Raw genomic sequence first — 15,476 nt, forward strand, 5'->3', positions numbered from 1 at the left:
CACCGCCTTAGCTACCATCAACTAGTGTTCTCTGCTAAATATTATCTTCGGCAAAAGAAAGAATATCTAAGTTTTCCTTCATAATAAGTCACATCAAAAAAGTGTTAGATTGACTGCAATCAATCTAACACTTTTTGTCCTAGCCCTTTTGAGCATCGGGATATTTACTTTGTATAGTCAAACAGACATCGCGCATGATCTTGCACAACTTCTACAAATGCCTCAACTTGTCGTAATTCGAAAGAAGATTCATAGCCAATTAACCATGTATCTCGCGTTAAACCGAATTCTTTTTCATCGTTTGTTAGTGCGATTTTATTGATGTTATCATGCTCATTTAATGTGATTGACGGTAAAATAGCATAACCTATGCCATTTAACGCCATTTGCTTACATATTTCAATTTGATCCACTAAAATTTGTTTTCTTGGATTTGAAGCAAAATGCTGTTGCCACCATTGCTGTATTTCCTGATAATAATTAGAATCACTTTTATATTGAATAAATGGACGATCAGTCGTTAGCACATCTTCAACCGTTTTTAACTCCCGATCGACTAAGTACAGTGTATCTCGGAAAAGGTGAATCTTTTCTCCTTTCCAATCGACCTGACCACGCACAATTCCGACATGAGCCTCTCCTTCATATAAAGCTTTGACAATTTCTGAGCTCCAGCCAGTCATAAGTGATATTTTAGCTTCTGGATACTTTGTCACAAAGTCCTTTAATATTTGGGGCAACCAGTTTTGCCCTACAATAGAAGCACAAGCAATTTTTAGTGTACCATTAACTTTTGTCGTTAAGGACTGAATCATTTCAAAGATTTCTTCTTTTTTAGCGAGTATGTCTGTTGCATAGGCAATAACGTGCTCCCCTGCAGGTGTTGCTGTTAGTCCTTTTTGTGAACGAATAAAAAGCTGTGCACCCCAATCTTTTTCAATCGATTGCAACCGTTGTGAAAGTGCAGGCTGCGATAAAAACAACCGTTCCGCTGCCTTACGCATATTGCGTTCCTCAGCTAAAACTTTCAAAATTTCCGCTTCTGTTGCCATCAATTACCTAAACCTCCAATACAAGTAAAGGGGGACCTCATGATTTTCATCTGAGCTCCCTCTTACACTACTTTTCTTTTTGATAGATATATTTTTTCAACTGCTTTAAAATAACGCGTCTTGTTAAAATCCCTGTAAATGTACCATCTTCATCTATAACACATAAAAATGCATGGTTAATAACCAAATCTAAAGCGCGTTGGAATGTATCCGTCATCTTTAATACGGCTATATTTTTCTCCATTATTGTATCGACTTTAATATCTGGTAATTTTTCATATTCAATATGTTCGAGACCTAGAATGGATTCGGTAATCATTTTCATGCTCAGTAAACCTTGAAGTCTATATTTCATATCTAATACAGGTATTGATGAGTACCCCGTACGTGTTAGAACAAGGAGTGCATGCTCTGCACTATTACCAATTTGTACATGCGCGACCTTTTCGGATGAAATAATAAAATCACTAATTGGCATTGCTAATAAGTCTTTGCTGTTAGTTGAAATCATGAAATTCTTCTCCTTTTCTGTCCTTGCTTTGCAGAACAGGATCCTTCTCTTTTATCATATCACAATGTTTCCGAATATGACCACGACAAGGTCAAGAAGAGTTTTTTATAAACGACGCATATTATGGGCATTTCCCATTAACACCTTCTTCTGTTCTAAGCATATTAGGAGGAATATTTTTATATTCTCCTCATTTACATAGATAATGCATCTTTAATGAAATATCTATTTATGTATGTAATGCTACAATATCTTTATGTAGTTTTTTTTATTACATTTCCTGTTCACTGTTTACTGTTCACTAAGTTTTTTCTAAGTATAGAATGGAGCACAAACTCGTCCCTTGATTCGTTTTAATACTCTTTCCATATACAAATTTCTTCCACAGCTTTATACAATGTATTTGTATATGGAAAGGACATTTTGTTCCCGTTCTTTTCAATTGTCAGAATTGTTTGTGTGCCTGGCACTAAAAATAATAAAAAATACGATTCCTGTTAGTATTTCAAGAGCACCACTTATGATTGGGACAAATCTGATACCTAAGCCTTCTATAATGATTCCAGTAAATAACGCCCCAATTTGGATTGCAGCCAATGTAACGGTATTCCACAAGCCAAAGACTCTCCCTTGTAATTCTTCAGGAACCTGTGTCTGCATAATGTATCTTTCAAATGGTGCTAATATAGCTGCGCCGATTGAAAAGATAATTAGCGCAAGTATGCCTTGATATATACCATTCGTAAAACCGAAAAGTATCCATCCTAATCCAATCAATCCATAAATAAAGCTGTATTTAATTTTATTGCTTAGCATAAATTTTTTCTGAGCTATTTTATACCCAACAATAATTGCTATTAAACCTTCAGCGCAATACAAAATGCTAATCCCATAATTTTGCATTTCATATATGTTCGTAACATATTGCTGAAGCATTAAATTAAAGGTCCCAATAATTATTCCCATTGTTAATGCAGAAATTAATACGATCCCCACTAATTTATTTTGCTGAACAACTTTTAAACCCGTTATAAATTCTTCTTTAAAATTCTTTTCTGATTTTATTTTCTCACTATGCTTCCAGTTACATAAATAAATATTAACTGCTGATATTAAATATAGTAATGAGGCGATAATCCATGCTATCTCTAGAGGGAAAAACGAAATCACCAGTCCCCCGATTGAGGCTCCTGTAAGTCTTATAACACTTGTAATGGTATAGCTTAAAGAGTTAGCAACAACTAAATCTTCTCCATTGACGATATTTTTCACTACTTTTTGAGAGGCAATAGAAGAGAACGAATTTGATATTCCAATTACGAATCGAATAACAAAAAATAATATCCAAGATATTTTCATATCGAATTGTGGAATAAATATATAAACTAAAAATAATATTGCATTTAAAAAATCAGCAAAAACTATTAACTTCCTAATATTCACCCTATCTACAAAAACGCCAGTAAATAGGCTAAATAGAATAGGTGCAAGGCCACTTATTGACCATAATAATCCTAACTGTATCCCATTTTGTGTTATTTTATCTAATAGCACAAGCATCCCTATAAACGAAATCCATGATCCTAATCCAGTAAAAATTGAGGACATTTGTAATCTTTTAAAATCCGGATACTTTCTCCATATATACGAAATTGTATTCATTTTAATGGTAATCACCTATCTATACTAGTAGCGTTATAATAAATTTGATAAGGATTAAGTCGTATTAAATGTTCGAATTTTATTTGTGGCTCTTTCTTCATAAAGTTATTAACAATGTAGTATCCCATCGAATAACCTAACCACAATGGGTATTCCAACGTATTACCATACATAAATTTTTGAATCTCATCCGCTTTCGTTAAAGAAAGCTTATGCTTAAAACGTTCTAAATACACATTTATTTCATTGTTACTTAACGATGTTGTCCATTCCCCAACATAGCCTTTACCAAGTGCATATTCCACAAATAATTCTGAACAACCCTCATCTATCATCACATCTAGTAAAGTTTTTGGTTCTTTCTTTTTGACGATTGTATTGCGAACAACATGCTGGTATTCATGATAGGAAATACTTTGAATAAATTTTGAATCCACCCTTTTATCAACATTTAAATATATAAAAATATTCGATGTCCCATCTGTATGTGCTAAAATTCCGTTCATTTTTTCTAAATAAAATACATCCGTCGTAATTAACGGCAGAAGAAACACATTCGTAGGAACTTCCATTAATTTCTTACTAGCTGACTTTATATAAGTCGCCACTTCATGTTCGATATCATGGTATAAATTTTCCTTTTTTTCATGCATTATTTGACTAAAACCAGTTTGTATTAATTGATCAATATCTAAAGCTGAGCTAAATATAACAAGTTTTTCTTTTACTTGATCGATAGGTTTATCTATTAAATTAATTACATTAACTATAGCTACTCACCTCATCTTGCTTTTATAATGTTGGTCCAATAAATGAATATAATCGTCCCCATCCACATTAAAATTACTGACAAGTATGTTTTTTAATTCAACTGTATTTGTATAGTCATATTGGACATCTATAATTTTTTTCCCTTTATAAAACTCCTTATAGCTGTTGTTAACTAGAAATAAGAAAGTATCTTCATCTTTCCATTTATTAATATATAAATTTTGAAGAAAGGTATTATCTTCATTCATCGAATTTTCCCATTCACGCCAAAAATCATAAACACTTATGAATCTTCCGTCCCACCTTTTTGCGGGTTCTCCGCCACACAGAAGTGTGCCGCTTTCATTTTCAGGCATATACCTCCATTCAACAGAATGCACATGATTTGTTACTATCCAATTTTCTCTTAATGGGAAAGGCTTAAATAATGGCGCCCAAAAACCAACATCAACGTAAAACTCTTCCGCATCGTAGCTGACAACTAACGCAAAATGTAGTTCTTCTAATTTAATTATTTTCACTTCATAATTAAGTGAATGTAACAGATTATAAAGACCCCATGTGAGATGAAAGCATGTCCCACCATAACCATTTTGGGAAACAGATTGGATATATTGATTCACATCTGCATAATTCTCTTTTAAAATTTTTTTAGCGTTATAATCTTGAGATTTTCTAACTGTGTCGAATGGTATTGCTAACTGATGATTTAAGATAATTCGCGAAAGCAAGTCAAAACGTGGTAAATTTGAGAGCATAGATTCATCAATGCTCAATAATCTTAAATATTCTCTAGATGCCATCATGTAAACTCCCCCTTTTGACCAATACAATATAAATATAGTGGCACTTCATTTAATGGTAGATTAAGTGCACTTTGTAATTTGTCATCATAAAAGCCGCCTATAGCACAACAACCTAAATCTGGATTATCCATAATTGCCCTAGAAATATTTTGACCTATGTGACCTGCTTCAAGAAGGGCGTATCTATACCCTCTTGCTCCGTATTTATTAGTTATTTCTTCCATTCTTGCCGTCATTACTATGACAAATGGAGCGCTATAAACAAAACTATTATTAGTAGGTAGAAATGAATCAAACTCTATTGCATCACGTATATAATTAAGTTTTGCTTCTGATCTAAGGTAATGATATGTTCCTTTTAAATAATGGCTAGTAGATGTTAGCACATACATTTCAATTGGATACAATCCACCTGCTGAAGGGGTTAAAGATTTAATTTCTTCCCCCTTTTTCTCTAAAAAATAGCTCTTTTTTAATATTTGTAAAAGTACATCCATTGTCAAATTCCCTTTGTCATAACTTCTAAAGGAACTTGTTATAGTACCGTTAACATTCGACACATCGCAATAATTTTTATGACTAAGTGGATATTCTTTGCCATCACTATCTATAGTAAAACTCTTCCCCGGAGCATTTAATATTTGCGAAAGATAGTTTTTTGAATTATTATGATAAAACTCGTATATATATGAATCTTTCAAATAAAGCCCTCCTTATGGAAATGGGTGTGGTTCTGGATTTATTTTTCTACCTAATTTAGCAGCCGTTTCTTGTAACCTTGGGCAATTGAGTAGTGGATCATTAATTGAGAGAAAACACAAAGTGGGTATTATCACTCTTACAACAGATAATCCCATTTGTTTTACATCTTCAGTTGTAATTTCACTATAATATATTTTATGACCTAGGCGATTAATCCTTTCAACTGTGTCAGTAAATTGCACACTACGGTCTTCTACGGCAATTTTCCGTATAGAATTAGGAAGTAGCTGCAATAAAATTTCATCATTATTACCAGCTAAATAATATAGTGGATGATCATCTAAATTAGATGTAAGATCTAGCTTTTTAGGAATAGGCTCTTTATAGTGCTTTATTAACTCATAATAAATCGAAAATCCTCCTAACCCTTCTTCAATTGACTTTCTAATTGCATGCAAGTATTCGAGTGAACTAGCACACCCTAAGTAAAATCCAGCATTCCCTTTCACTTTTACAACAGTTAATATTGTAGGCACTTCTAAATCAGTGCTAATATCATACACCCTTAATTGTAGGTTACTGTTTTCCGCAAGCTCTAATAGTCTTTTTACATATTCGTTGTGAACTGTATTTAAATCAATTTCTCCTCGTACACAACCAAGTAACCAAAATTTAACAAATGCATCTCTTTCAATACATTCATTAATACCACTTAAAATTGCTTTCTCTAAATTTTGGCCACAAGCTAATCCAGTAGAAATTAAATCTCGTAATGGCAAATGACTAGGAGGGGTAGTTAAAAAAATCAGTTCAAATGGGACTAATATTTTTTTATTATCAACTACATCCTTAGCCTCAACCCATGCTCTCGGTTCGTTAACGTCAACTTCTTTGTACATCGTATTAATCTTGTATTGGTCATTTGTATATCGAGTAATTAATGTAGGATTAAGTGCCTGATGACTAATATCTGCATATTTTCCGATATAAATATCTTTCATATTAAACTGATTAGCACAATACCTCTCAACACTCTCTCCAATTGCAGCAGACTTAGCATGCTCCCTACTGATTGAAAAGCCAGAGCCACTACTTAAATGATGATGTTCACCATTAATTACTGCTAAATAGCGAAATAACCTAGGTGACCCTGGCAAAGGGGAAATTTCGTTTAATGTTGAAATAATGCTTGCTCTTAAAGTATCCTCTATTATTATTTGATTACTCATAAACTAACCTCACCCCTACAAAACTCACAGTCAGGCATTTGATATACAGGATATTTTTTAATTTCAAGTTCCTCAGCGTCAAAAACGATTTCGGTATTAAAGCATAGTGTTGGCGTTTTAGCTCTACAATACTTTAATAATTCCTTTTCAATAAAAGGAGCAAAAAAAGCTTCTAAATTGCCTAAACTTTTATTTTTTATAGGCTCTTCCTCAGCTCTACTAAGTCGTTTTTGGAAGCAATTGTAACAAGGACCTCCATCAGGAAAGAAAATCGGTCCCATAAAAATTTTAGAATAGCTAAAGGAATATTTTAACCATGGGACTTCAATAGCTCTTAAACGTTTATGTACCTGTGAAAAAAAACTACTACCATCATTATCAAGTGCTATTACAATGTCTGTGTTTTCTAATGAGATATTTTCTAAATTAGTAAAAGTTATAATTTGATTTAACGTAGGAATGTCAAAAATTCGTTGTAACTTTTCACTATTTAAACTTCCAGAAACTATGCTCACTTTCAGCAACGGTGCATCATTAATCGAAACAATTCCAACTTTCTCTAAATCACTTATATTATTTAATAATTCATGTTCTTCCATATGAATTAATTCGCTTATTTTTGTCAAAGGAATTGTACCTGTTAAATAAGGAAATAACTGATTAAAATTTGTTACACCTTCTCCATCTATCTCATAACCTACTCGATCATTAATAAATATTAGCTTTTCAGATAAACGTTGTAGTTCCCCGTTTGATTGAATATACATATTTATCACCTCAAAGTTACAAAAAAGTAGCAAATTAAAAAATTCGCTACTTTTTTAAATTTTTATATCTAGATGGTCCGAAAATAAATGCTCTTATTTTTTTAATGGACGAGCTTCACTTCCACCTCCACAACAGCAACCAGCTTGTAGTAATTGTTGTGAATCTTTTTTAGTTTTTGTGTTTAATGATTGAACATCTACACTTTTAATTGTTAATTTCATATTTAACACCTCCTTAGATATAATTATACTAATTTTTAATATTTTTACAATAAGTTTATTTATTAAATTATAAAATTATTTATTTTTACACACATTTTATAAATAAACTTATTGTAATAGTGTTATAATAAATAAAAACAATCGGAGGCACCCTATGTGGACACAATATATGATTGAAACCCCTCGAGGTCACTTTGAGTATTTTAAAATGGGAAATGGTGAACCAATTTGTATAACGCATCAATATACGGAGTTTAATAGTAAGGGCAATATATTCGCAGCTCCTTTTGCTAAACACTATACTGTCTATTTAATTAATTTAAGGGGCTGTGGAAACTCTAGCGATTCCACATTAACTGATGATTATAGTTTTATGACTAGTGTTAAAGATTTGGAAGCAATCAGAATTTCACTAGGTTTATCACAGTGGAGCTTTGCTGGTCATTCCGCTGGAGGTATGTTGGGTTTAATTTATGCGATAACGAATCCTAATTCTTTACAAAAAATTATAGTAGGTGGTTTGTCCGCATCGTCAAAATATATGTCGCATCCAGATAGCATATATTGTAAAAGTAATCCTCATAATCCAAGGTTATTAGAAATTTTAAAACTTCTTAAAGATCCATCTAAAACTTTAGAAGAACGAAGAGCGTTAAATAAAGAATGGAATTTAATGTCCGTTTATAAAAAAGAAGAATACGATAACATAATGTCTCGACCTAATAGTGGAAAGGCAGTAAATAAAAGATTAGATTATTTTATTTCTACTGAACTAAAAAACTATGATATTACTAATAGCTTAAAAGAAATAGATATCCCTTCTTTTATTTATTGCGGAAGGTTTGATACACAATGTCCTTTTGTTTTTTCTGAAGAAATCGCCACGGCAATTAACAATTCTAGCTTAACGATATTTGATGAAAGTAGTCATAATCCTTTTGTCGAAGAAGAAGAGGCATTTGATAGTTTTGTTAAGTCAACTAAATAAAGAAAAAAGCTATTCCCACATAGGAGGAATAGCTTCAGCTTGTCGACAAAAGGGATTAAGAATAGAAATCTTAATCCCTTTTATTATTTTTATTGTAAAAAATGGGTTCTTACTTTCGTCTTGCCATACGCTTCAAGCATCCCCTCTCTATGAAGCTGTTTGCCATGTCCAAGTAGCCATTATAGTAGACTGCTAGCAATACATATAATGTTGATTGGAGTGGAGGGCGGGCGACTCCTGCGGGAACAGCGCAAAACGTAAGACGCAACAAACCACGCGTTAGCGAGGGTTGCGGCTTACGATGTGCCCGCGGAAAGCGCCCGCCCGTAGCGGAAATCAACGGCAGTAGACCTCTAAATTTATTTAATGATTAAAGCAGACGACTATCATATATAATCATAAGTGCGATAATTGTACTTTATTTTCACTTTTTCCTTCGTAAGAGCGTGTTGACACTAGTTGATTGGAGTGGAGGACGGGCAACTCCTGCTCAGAACGCACAGTACGTAAGACGCAACAAACCGCGCGTTAGCGAGGGTTGCGGCTTACGATGTGCCCGCGGAAAGCGCCCGCCCGTAGCGGAAATCAACGACAGTAGTCATCCCCTATATTAGTTTTAAATAAAAAAGGACTATAGACAAATTCGAAAAACTTCGAGTTTGTCTACAGTCTGAAGCTATTCTCCACATAGGAGGAATAGCTTCTTTTTCATCATAGGATTAGTGTTGACTTGGTAAATCAGGTATATCCAGAACTTCTATAATATTGACTACTTCAATATTTTTAGGACTGTCCACCACTGCTGTTGGTTTTGTTGCTGATCCACTAATAAAAGTTACGAAAAGAGTAGATACTACTAAAAATTGCGTTATTATTTTCTTCATATATTACCCTCCTTTTGGAATATTATACATAAATATTTTGATTTTTTCAATAAGTATTTTTATATAAATATTTACTTTAATAAAAAATTCCTGACAGCCGCAATGCAATCAGGAATCCCATATTCTTATCGTTTTTCAATAAAATAATCCAATTTTACTTTTTCTATCACATCTAGGAATTCATAATTTCCCTCAATTTCGAAAATATGTTGCGCTTTCTCAAAATATTGTTCTGATTCCTTTACCCTATCTAAAATAACTAAATTCCTACCTATTTGAAAGTAAAGCTCTCCTAATAAATATAGTGACTCTTCTGTAACGCATATTTTAATTGCCTTCTTACATTCTAAAATAGCTTCTTCTTCTCTTTTTAAAGCAACTAAAGTTTTAGATAGACCATATAAAATTCTAATCTTCAGCACACTATCTTTTAAATTACTTAAATCGTATTCTGATTTACACTTTTGGAAGATTTCTAAAGAATTTTCATACTGCTGTATTTCAAAATAAATAATCGCAATACTATTATTTATACTAATAGTCTGCTCTGTATAATTTTCCTTACCGGTTAATTTTAAAGCGCTGTTTAAAATATTTATAGCGTTAACACTATCTTTATTTAAATAAAAATCACATATGCCCTCATGCCATAGTAAAAACTGTTTATCTTCGTTACTGCTAAAATTCGCCTTTTCTTTTTCCGTTTTTACTATATAATTTATAGCTTGATAATCACGATTTCTTATTAGTTTTCTTATTAATTTTTTGGTTTCCTCATTATCATCATGATGTGTTTTCAATGAATTTTGTCCGAAGAAGTAGTTAATATCTAACTTTAATTTTTGAGCAATTTTAAATAACACTACACTAGATGGTACACTTTCCCCTTTTTCAAAATTACTTATCATCGCTTGCGTACAAATTCCATCTGCTAGCTCCGCTTGTGTAATTCCTTTATCCTTACGTGCATCTTTTAATTTACTTGAAATAAGTTCTAACATAATTCTCCTTTTCTTCTACAGTATATAGTTCTTATACTTACGTAATCACTTCTTTTTCTATGAGAGCCCACATGAAGCATATATTTGAAGAAGTTTGTTATTACTTTATAATATAAACTCCTTATCATTATAACTATTCTAATAATAAAAAAGTAATATGTCCATAACTCAATTAAAGCAACTAAAATTATGAAGAGCAAAATCAAGCAGCATTATTTAAACTAAATGTAGCTTCTTTCAAAATTTACTGTTGAAAAGAAAAAAGTGCTGTCACTCAAAATGTTTGAGCTAAGCACAAATTAGAAACTAAATATCATAAATAAAGTTAATAAAAAAACACCTTATAAATTCGTAATTTTAAGGAAAAATAATATTTAACGCCTTCGCTTTAGACGAAATTATTTGTTAAAAAAGAAGTATCACATTGACCAATGCCATTGTGATACTTCGTTTAAACATTTAATAGCCTATTTTACTCCAGTAGTAAAAAATCATAATCCCTAAAAAAAGTAAAAAAACAATATACACCCAAACGATTGGATTCAGCATCGTTGCAAATTCTTCGACTGTCCCTGAAATCGGTGTATCTTTTTCCGATTTCCGTTCAGAAGTCATCTTGGCAATTCGCATTGTCGCCACAAAGGATATAACGGCAATGATTGTAATCGCAATAAGAGCTGGTATTAACCACATACCCATAGACAAAACTCCTTTCTTTGCCCTTAGTATGCATCAATACAGCTCTTCATTATGCAATGATTTTTTTCGAGACTGCTCAAAAGCCTCACTTAAAGTCTGTGATATCGGCAAGTCCATTGAACTGGATTCAACCATATTCATTCTTTTGCTGAAGCAAGTTAAAAAGGTGATTGATTTAGCCACTGTCCTCCATCCAATGTGACACATTCACCATTCATATAACGCGCTTTATCAGACATCATAAATGTTGCAAGATCGGCTATTTCCTCTGGTGTACCAATTCGCCCAAGTGGTACAGAATCAATTGTCATAGCAGCAGCTGCCTCTGATTCCCATAGTTTAGCTGCACCACCTGTACGTTCAATTGGACCTGGTGCAATGGCATTTACACGAATTCCATAACGTTTCCCCCACTCGACCGCTAAAGTTCTTGTCATTGATAAAACGCCTGCTTTTGCAGCAGATGAATGTATTACACCAGCGCCTGCATTCCAAGCATAGGTCGCCACCATATTGATAATTGAACCGTTGATTTTATTTTTAATCCAATATTTACCGATGGCAGAAGAGCAAAAGAACGTACCATTTAATACAATATCAACAACCGATTTCCAACCATTTGGCGTCAAATCCTCTGCACGAACGATAAAGTTACCAGCTGCATTATTCACTAGTCCATCAACTTGGCCAAATTTTTCAACAGCAAACGTGACCATCGCCTCCGCCTGCTCTGGTATACGAACATCCATTTGGAATGTTTCAATTGTTTTTCCTGCTTCTAATATAAACTTTTTAGCTTCTGCTAAGCGCTCTTCATTACGACCTACTATAACAACATTTGCGCCTTCTGAAACGAATTGCTTTGCCATATAAAGCCCCATACCACTTGAACCACCTGTAATAATAATCGTTTTCCCCTGCAACATTCTGCTTCCCCCTTCGTTTCTCAAAAATGAATACCCATTCATTTTATTTTACTATATTTTCTCGCAAATGTCATATTAATTCTACAAAACTCTTTTTTTATAGAAGTGCATTCACTATCTTTTCATACTGTCGACCAAAGGCATCAAGAAGTTTCCTCTTGAAGTCTTTAGTCATCACAACTTTCCTCAATTATTTATGTATTTTAAATTAAAAAATACTGTAGACAAACTCAAAGTTTTACTATGTTTGTCTACAGTATAAGTGATTATTTAAGCATATTTATAAATTCCATTATTTAACAAAAGAAACTACCACTTTCAATATAATATGATTTTCAAAGTACTTTATAATCAACAACTCCATTCGTTTCTATCGGTTTATCTGATGAATTTCCCATAAATACAATAATTGCTATAAATATAGAAAAAATGATTATACCTATTAAAGCCATTACAGTTATCCATATTTTCTTGCTGTTTTTTTGTTTAATAGGGTGTCTATTTTCAGTAGAAGGTGCACTATACAAGTGTTGAAACTCAGCTTTAATTTCTTTTGCTAATTCATTAGCTGGGAGAAAACTTTTTAATGCCTGTTCTACTGATTTACCATCATTTACTGATTGCAATAAATGATCTTTTACTTCCATGATATGATGATCTCTATCTTTTTTTGGTAATGGCTCCAACTCAAATTCCAGTTGTCGTATATATTCATTTATCTTCTGATTATCCACGTCTAATCCATCCCCTTAATTTCTTCAAAATATTTTAATATTGTTTCTAACTCCTTTAGTCTATTTTCTACTAATGCCTTTCCTAAATCTGTAATACGGTAATACTTTCTAATTCTTCCTTCGTATTCTTCTGAAAATACATCAACATAATCATTCGCCGTCAAACGTTTTAATATTGGATAAATTGAGCCATCAGAAATAGAAAAACATTTGCTCTCTTTCAATTCTTTAGTCAATTCATAGCCATACATCTTTTTTTTCTGTAGCATCATTAAAATAGCTATTTCAAATAAACCCTTAAGATATTGCGTATTATTATTTTTGTTGTCCATAAGGTAATTATATTTTTCCAATACATATATGTCAATCATACATATGTATAATTGATACATATCATTTTTTATTAGTGTACGGAACATTGCATTATAATGACACAAGCATTAATGTGACGTCTAATTTTATGAAATATCAACTCCTTTTTATTTTCAACATGAAATTTCAAATGAAAAGTGCCTTCCTCTATTGCATAAAGGAAGACACTCAGACTCAATTGTTTAAAACTCATAATAATAAGCAATTTTGTAAAGCTCCATTAACTCGTCCTGCGTTGGCACTTTAGGGTTATTTCCTGGGCTTCCACTTGCAATTGCATCGGTTGCCATTTTTGGAATTGCTGCAAAAAATGCATCCTCCTCAATTCCCCATTGCTGTAAATTGCCAATGTTCATCTTTTTACAAAGTTTTTTTATTGATTCAATTGCTAAATTTGCTAGTTCTTCTTGTGTTCCATTTTTTCCATCCTTATTAAAAAATTGTCCTATGTCTGCTAAGCGATTCACACATGCATCTTTTGTAAAGTCTAATACTGCTGGTAGCAGCATTGCATTTGAAATTCCATGAGGCACATGGAAGAGTGCACCTATAGGACGTGACATCCCATGCACTAAAGCTACTGACGCATTGGAAAACGATAGTCCTGCTTGCATGGAGCCAAGAGACATCGCCTCTCGCGCATCGATATCATCACCATGCTCATAAACTTTCAACAAATTATTAATAATTAAATCCATCGCCGATAATGCTAATACATTTGAATATGGATGTGCTAAACGTGATAAATAGCTTTCAATAGCATGACTTAATGCATCAATGCCAGTCGCTGCTGTGATGGCTGGCGGAGAAGTTATCGTTAACATTGGGTCGACAATTGCAACTGGTGGCATAAAAGCTTGTTGTTTTATCATCATTTTTACATCATTAGTCGTGTTGGTAATAACGGTAGCATCTGTAGCTTCTGAGCCTGTGCCTGCTGTAGTCGGGACTGCTATATGTGGAATAGGCGCTTGCTCAGCGATTTTCGCCATTTTCATATAATCACCAATGTATCCACCGTTTGTTGCTACAACAGCAATCGCTTTAGCTGTATCAATGCAACTTCCGCCACCGACAGAAATGATGACATCACATTGCTCAGACAGCAAAATTTCAAGACCTTCTGCTACATACGTATCCACTGGCTCAGTTGTTACCCCTAAATACGAAACCGCTTCCAAACCATTGACTGTCAATAATGACTTGCACTGATTGACAAACCCTAAGCTATCCATTATTGGATCGCTAACGATTAGTGCCTTCGTACCTAGTTTTTTAGCATATAAACCAACCTCTTCGAAAGCATCTCTTCCATAAATAATTGTCCCTGGAGAATTTACAGTGAAGGTTGTTTTTGTTTGAATCATAACGCATCTCTCCTCCATTATTGAGCAGTATAACCGCCATCTAATACAATCGCCTGACCTGTTAAGCCTTTTGCTACATCACTAGCTAAATAGAGTGCAAGTCCTGTAATCTCTGAAACGTCTAGCAAGCGCTTTTGAGGGACAAGAGGGTATAACACCTGCTCCAATACTTCTTCTACTTGGATACCTCGTGTCTTTGCTAAATCTGTAAACCGATTACGGACTAATTCCGTATCCACATATCCTGGACATATAGCATTTACAGTAATACCATCATTGGCCACTTCAAGTGCCGCGACTTTGGTTAACCCGATTAGCCCATGTTTCGCGGCATTGTATCCTGCTTTACCGGCAAAACCAATAACGCCGTTTATTGATGCCATATTAATAATGCGTCCAAATTTATTTTTCTTCATATGAGGTAATGCATATTTCATTGTGACAAATGGTGCAACCAGCATTACTTTTTGCATTTGTTCAAATATTTCAGTCGGAAAATCCTCGATGTATGAAACGTGTTGGAAGCCTGCATTATTTATTAAAATATCAATTGTGTTAAATTTCTCAACAGTGAAAGCAATCGCATCGCCAATTGCTTGTTCATCCGTAACATTACATGTATAAGCCGTTAATAGTGGATTTTGTTCTACCGCTTCAGCTAAGCTTTGCTCATTCATATCCGAAATAACAACATTCGCCCCTTGCTCAGCAAATGCTTGAGCAATTGACAAACCAATTCCACGTGCAGCGCCAGTAATAAATACTGTTTTGTCATCTATCACT

General features: G+C 33.4%; 18 protein-coding genes. 1 reads left to right on the forward strand and 17 read right to left on the reverse strand.

All coding sequences use genetic code 11. The annotated features are described in order from the left end of the window. Positions 1 to 164: 164 nt before the first annotated feature. From ACQKNX_RS14780 to ACQKNX_RS14820, 9 genes are all read right to left on the reverse strand, one after another. A complete protein-coding gene (locus ACQKNX_RS14780; RefSeq protein ID WP_427429671.1) occupies positions 165 to 1,052 on the reverse strand; it encodes a LysR family transcriptional regulator in 888 nt (295 codons plus the stop codon). Between the two features lie 67 nt (positions 1,053 to 1,119). Further along, positions 1,120 to 1,563: a cyclic-di-AMP-binding protein CbpB gene (gene cbpB / locus ACQKNX_RS14785; RefSeq protein WP_340826130.1), complete on the reverse strand. Its 444-nt coding sequence runs from the start codon at positions 1,561 to 1,563 to the stop codon at positions 1,120 to 1,122. A 438-nt stretch (positions 1,564 to 2,001) separates the two neighbouring features. Beyond that, positions 2,002 to 3,225 carry an MFS transporter gene (locus ACQKNX_RS14790; RefSeq protein WP_427429528.1) on the reverse strand — a complete coding sequence of 408 codons (1,224 nt, stop codon included), beginning with the start codon at positions 3,223 to 3,225 and terminating at the stop codon, positions 2,002 to 2,004. A gap of 11 nt (positions 3,226 to 3,236) precedes the next feature. After that, positions 3,237 to 3,878 carry a DUF2268 domain-containing putative Zn-dependent protease gene (locus ACQKNX_RS14795; protein ID WP_427429529.1) on the reverse strand — a complete coding sequence of 214 codons (642 nt, stop codon included), beginning with the start codon at positions 3,876 to 3,878 and terminating at the stop codon, positions 3,237 to 3,239. 123 nt (positions 3,879 to 4,001) lie between these two features. Then, positions 4,002 to 4,802: an arylamine N-acetyltransferase gene (locus tag ACQKNX_RS14800; protein WP_427429530.1), complete on the reverse strand. Its 801-nt coding sequence runs from the start codon at positions 4,800 to 4,802 to the stop codon at positions 4,002 to 4,004. Further along, complete coding sequence (locus ACQKNX_RS14805) at positions 4,799 to 5,503, reverse strand: SagB/ThcOx family dehydrogenase (protein WP_427429531.1); 705 nt, start codon at positions 5,501 to 5,503, stop codon at positions 4,799 to 4,801. The genes ACQKNX_RS14800 and ACQKNX_RS14805 overlap by 4 nt, the downstream gene beginning before the upstream one ends. A 12-nt stretch (positions 5,504 to 5,515) precedes the next feature. Continuing rightward, the gene (locus ACQKNX_RS14810) at positions 5,516 to 6,733 is read right to left on the reverse strand and encodes a YcaO-like family protein (protein WP_427429532.1); all 1,218 of its coding nucleotides are present in this window, start codon (positions 6,731 to 6,733) and stop codon (positions 5,516 to 5,518) included. Then, the gene (locus tag ACQKNX_RS14815; protein ID WP_427429533.1) at positions 6,730 to 7,500 is read right to left on the reverse strand and encodes a hypothetical protein; all 771 of its coding nucleotides are present in this window, start codon (positions 7,498 to 7,500) and stop codon (positions 6,730 to 6,732) included. The genes ACQKNX_RS14810 and ACQKNX_RS14815 overlap by 4 nt, the downstream gene beginning before the upstream one ends. 93 nt (positions 7,501 to 7,593) lie before the next feature. Continuing rightward, positions 7,594 to 7,722, reverse strand: coding sequence for a hypothetical protein (locus ACQKNX_RS14820; RefSeq protein ID WP_340826140.1), 129 nt, complete (start codon positions 7,720 to 7,722; stop codon positions 7,594 to 7,596). A gap of 154 nt (positions 7,723 to 7,876) precedes the next feature. Here ACQKNX_RS14820 and ACQKNX_RS14825 point away from each other — a divergent pair, with 154 nt between their 5' ends. Then, the gene (locus ACQKNX_RS14825) at positions 7,877 to 8,710 is read left to right on the forward strand and encodes an alpha/beta fold hydrolase (protein ID WP_427429534.1); all 834 of its coding nucleotides are present in this window, start codon (positions 7,877 to 7,879) and stop codon (positions 8,708 to 8,710) included. Positions 8,711 to 9,429: 719 nt separating this feature from the next. Here the strand turns inward: ACQKNX_RS14825 and ACQKNX_RS14830 are convergent. The 8 genes from ACQKNX_RS14830 to ACQKNX_RS14865 form a co-directional block, all read right to left on the reverse strand. Continuing rightward, entirely contained in the window at positions 9,430 to 9,594 is a 165-nt protein-coding gene (locus ACQKNX_RS14830; protein WP_427429535.1) for a hypothetical protein, read from the reverse strand. A 125-nt stretch (positions 9,595 to 9,719) separates the two neighbouring features. Then, entirely contained in the window at positions 9,720 to 10,595 is an 876-nt protein-coding gene (locus ACQKNX_RS14835; protein WP_427429536.1) for a helix-turn-helix domain-containing protein, read from the reverse strand. Positions 10,596 to 11,054: 459 nt separating this feature from the next. Beyond that, positions 11,055 to 11,294 (reverse strand): short-chain dehydrogenase, encoded by a 240-nt coding sequence (locus ACQKNX_RS14840; RefSeq protein ID WP_427429537.1) that lies wholly within the window; start codon positions 11,292 to 11,294, stop codon positions 11,055 to 11,057. A 158-nt stretch (positions 11,295 to 11,452) separates the two neighbouring features. Further along, positions 11,453 to 12,220 carry a 2,4-dienoyl-CoA reductase gene (fadH, locus tag ACQKNX_RS14845; protein ID WP_427429538.1) on the reverse strand — a complete coding sequence of 256 codons (768 nt, stop codon included), beginning with the start codon at positions 12,218 to 12,220 and terminating at the stop codon, positions 11,453 to 11,455. 335 nt (positions 12,221 to 12,555) lie between these two features. Then, on the reverse strand, positions 12,556 to 12,954 hold the full coding sequence (locus tag ACQKNX_RS14850; protein ID WP_427429539.1) for a DUF1700 domain-containing protein: 399 nt from the start codon (positions 12,952 to 12,954) through the stop codon (positions 12,556 to 12,558). Between the two features lie 2 nt (positions 12,955 to 12,956). Further along, complete coding sequence (locus tag ACQKNX_RS14855) at positions 12,957 to 13,307, reverse strand: PadR family transcriptional regulator (RefSeq protein ID WP_427429540.1); 351 nt, start codon at positions 13,305 to 13,307, stop codon at positions 12,957 to 12,959. A gap of 201 nt (positions 13,308 to 13,508) precedes the next feature. Further along, the gene (locus ACQKNX_RS14860) at positions 13,509 to 14,693 is read right to left on the reverse strand and encodes an iron-containing alcohol dehydrogenase (RefSeq protein ID WP_427429541.1); all 1,185 of its coding nucleotides are present in this window, start codon (positions 14,691 to 14,693) and stop codon (positions 13,509 to 13,511) included. A 17-nt stretch (positions 14,694 to 14,710) separates the two neighbouring features. After that, entirely contained in the window at positions 14,711 to 15,472 is a 762-nt protein-coding gene (locus ACQKNX_RS14865; protein ID WP_427429672.1) for a 3-hydroxybutyrate dehydrogenase, read from the reverse strand. Positions 15,473 to 15,476 lie beyond the last annotated feature (4 nt).

Source organism: Lysinibacillus sp. NPDC093712 (genome assembly GCF_050280025.1).
Taxonomy (GTDB): domain Bacteria; phylum Bacillota; class Bacilli; order Bacillales_A; family Planococcaceae; genus Lysinibacillus.

Bases quoted from the DNA above. Each gene is read 5' to 3' on its own strand.
- ACQKNX_RS14780 (WP_427429671.1), bottom strand. From the start codon at position 1,052: ATGGCAACAGAAGCGGAAATTTTGAAAGTTTTAGCTGAGGAACGCAAT.
- cbpB (WP_340826130.1), bottom strand. From the start codon at position 1,563: ATGATTTCAACTAACAGCAAAGACTTATTAGCAATGCCAATTAGTGAT.
- ACQKNX_RS14790 (WP_427429528.1), bottom strand. From the start codon at position 3,225: ATGAATACAATTTCGTATATATGGAGAAAGTATCCGGATTTTAAAAGA.
- ACQKNX_RS14795 (WP_427429529.1), bottom strand. From the start codon at position 3,878: ATGCATGAAAAAAAGGAAAATTTATACCATGATATCGAACATGAAGTG.
- ACQKNX_RS14800 (WP_427429530.1), bottom strand. From the start codon at position 4,802: ATGATGGCATCTAGAGAATATTTAAGATTATTGAGCATTGATGAATCT.
- ACQKNX_RS14810 (WP_427429532.1), bottom strand. From the start codon at position 6,733: ATGAGTAATCAAATAATAATAGAGGATACTTTAAGAGCAAGCATTATT.
- ACQKNX_RS14815 (WP_427429533.1), bottom strand. From the start codon at position 7,500: ATGTATATTCAATCAAACGGGGAACTACAACGTTTATCTGAAAAGCTA.
- ACQKNX_RS14820 (WP_340826140.1), bottom strand. From the start codon at position 7,722: ATGAAATTAACAATTAAAAGTGTAGATGTTCAATCATTAAACACAAAA.
- ACQKNX_RS14825 (WP_427429534.1), top strand. From the start codon at position 7,877: ATGTGGACACAATATATGATTGAAACCCCTCGAGGTCACTTTGAGTAT.
- ACQKNX_RS14830 (WP_427429535.1), bottom strand. From the start codon at position 9,594: ATGAAGAAAATAATAACGCAATTTTTAGTAGTATCTACTCTTTTCGTA.
- ACQKNX_RS14835 (WP_427429536.1), bottom strand. From the start codon at position 10,595: ATGTTAGAACTTATTTCAAGTAAATTAAAAGATGCACGTAAGGATAAA.
- ACQKNX_RS14840 (WP_427429537.1), bottom strand. From the start codon at position 11,294: ATGGGTATGTGGTTAATACCAGCTCTTATTGCGATTACAATCATTGCC.
- fadH (WP_427429538.1), bottom strand. From the start codon at position 12,220: ATGTTGCAGGGGAAAACGATTATTATTACAGGTGGTTCAAGTGGTATG.
- ACQKNX_RS14860 (WP_427429541.1), bottom strand. From the start codon at position 14,693: ATGATTCAAACAAAAACAACCTTCACTGTAAATTCTCCAGGGACAATT.